Annotated in this window: 1 protein-coding gene; it reads left to right on the forward strand. The window is 62.0% G+C overall.

The window, feature by feature from the left end; genetic code table 11:
- The coding region (locus GY791_01400; GenBank protein ID MCP4327080.1) for a hypothetical protein at window positions 1-2,496 on the forward strand (2,496 nt) is incomplete at both ends.

The following is a 2,496-nucleotide window of genomic DNA, read 5'->3' on the forward strand; positions in this document are numbered from 1 at the left end:
CTTCGCCAACACCGACGACGAGGAACAGGGCAGCATCGGGCTCGGCTACCGGACCATGCTCAACCCGCAATGGATCCTCGGCGTCAACGGCTTCTTCGACATCCTCGATTCGCGCTACGACAACACCTTCCTCCAGGGCGGGGTCGGCGTCGAGGCGCTGAGCGAGGACTGGGACTTCCGCGTCAACGGCCACTTCCCCTCGGGCGACCCGGAGGACGTCGAGGAGCTCGGCTACGACATCATCGGCATCGACGTGCTGATGGACACCAACCGCTTCGGCCTGCGCTCCTACGAGGAGCGGGCGATGAACGGGGTCGAGGGCGAGGTCGGGTGGAAGCTGCCGATCTTCGACAGCGACCCGGATTTCGAGATCCGCATCTTCGGCGGCGGGTTCTATTACTGGGCCGACAACTTGCAGAACGTGGCCGGCCCGCGGGGCCGGATCGAGGCGCGCATCTACGACCTCGATTTCCTCACCGACGGCTCGCGGCTGACGCTGGGCGGCGAGGTGCGCAACGACGACGTGCGCGGGACCGAGGGCTTCGGCTCGGTGATCGTGCGGATTCCGTTGGCGGCGATGGGCGTCGGCAGCCAGCCCAAGGTGACCGGTCTCGACCGGCGCATGCTCGACCGCATCGTGCGCGAGCCGATCATCACCGGGATCGGCTACAACGACGAGGCGGTGTTCATCAACAACGGCGACGCCCGGGTCGATACCATCTTCTTCGCCGAAAACAACGGCGGCGGGTCCGGCGTCAAGTACGACCCGACGTACCTGTTGCGCGCCCTCAACGAAGGCGGCGACAACTCGCTGGTCGTCCTCGACGGCGGCAACGGCGCCTACACCGCCGGCGCCGGCGGTATCAATTTGGCCGACGGCCAGAGCCTGGTTGGTTCGGCCAAGGAGGTCAAGCTGACCGGGTCCTATTCGGGCTACATGGTCTATTTCACGCCCAACCCGGGTGGCACCAAGCCGACCATCATCGGTACCAACGTGCTCACCAGCCTGGTCAAGTTCGAAGACAATTCGTCGATCGTGAACCTCTATCTGGAGGGCGAATTCAACCACGCCGTCTTCGGCGCCGATGTGGAGAGCAATTTCTGGATCCAGGACCTCGACATCGATTTGGCGGGCGCCGGCGGCCAAGGCATCCGGGTCAACGTCAACAACCCGCGTGACAACGTCTACAATCTGTTCACCACTTCGACGCCGAGCGGCTTCATCAACTGGAACCGGCTCCACGACTCGACCGTCCATGGCGGCGTCCGTGTCGAGATCTATGCCGCCGACAACGCGCCGCACAGCTTCGACCTCGCCGCGACCGAGAACACGGTGACCAATGTCTTGCGCGAAGGCATCAGGGTCAATATCGACGGTTACAACCCCGGCACGTCGCTGAAGGTCAGCGTCGACGTCAGCGACAACTCGATCTCCGATGTCGCAGACGATGACGGGATCGAGGTCAATACCCGTTCCTATCTCGGCGCCTTCGTCGACGCCGATGATCCGATCTCGATCACCGGCAATACGATCCACGACATCGAGGAAACCGGCATCCAACTCTTCACCGGCGCCGATTTAGAGGGCACCATCGTGCAGACCCTGTCGATCAACAACAACACGATCACCGATGCCGACGACGACGGCATCAATGTCGAGGTCGCCGCGCGCAATGGCGGTTTGATCGACCAGGCCAACACGATCAACGTCAACAACAACTCGATCGACGAGACCGGTGGCGCCGGTATCGACGTCTTCAACGGCGCCGATTTAGAGGGCACGATTGTCCAGACCCTCAACATCAACGGCAACAGCATCCACAACGTTGACGATTTTGGCATCGATGTCGACAACAGGGTGTGGCACGGCAGCGTCATCGATCAGGCCAACACCATCAGCATCAACGGCAACACGGTGCTCGATACGGGCCAAGACGGCATTCAGGTCGACAACGCCGCTTTCCACTCAGGCAGTTCGCTCATCCAGACGATCAACGTCAACAACAACTCGATCGACGAGACCAGCGGCGATGGCATCGAGGTCTATACCGTGGCCGGTAAGGGCGGCTTCGTCGACCAGGCCAACACCATCACCATCAACGGCAACACGGTGTTGAACGCCGGCGAAGACGGCATCGACGTTACCACCTACGCACACTCGCCCGGAGTCCCCGGGACCACGATCTGGCAGACGATCAACGTCAACGGCAACAGCATCAATGACGTGACCTGGGACGGCATCGACATCGACACCGACGCCGACCGCTTCGCGGTCATCGACCAGGCCAACACGATCAACGTCAACGACAACATCGTGCTCAACGCCGGTGCCGAGGGCATCGAGGTCGAGACCGAGGTCGACCGCTATGCGACCATCATCCAGACCTCGAACATCCTGCGCAACTCGATCGACAACACCGGCGACGCCGGCATCAAGGTGTCGAACGAGGTCGACAACGGCGGCGTGCTCGACCAGTCGAACACGATCTCGATCAA

Source organism: Alphaproteobacteria bacterium (assembly GCA_024244705.1).
Classification (GTDB): Bacteria; Pseudomonadota; Alphaproteobacteria; order JAAEOK01; family JAAEOK01; genus JAAEOK01.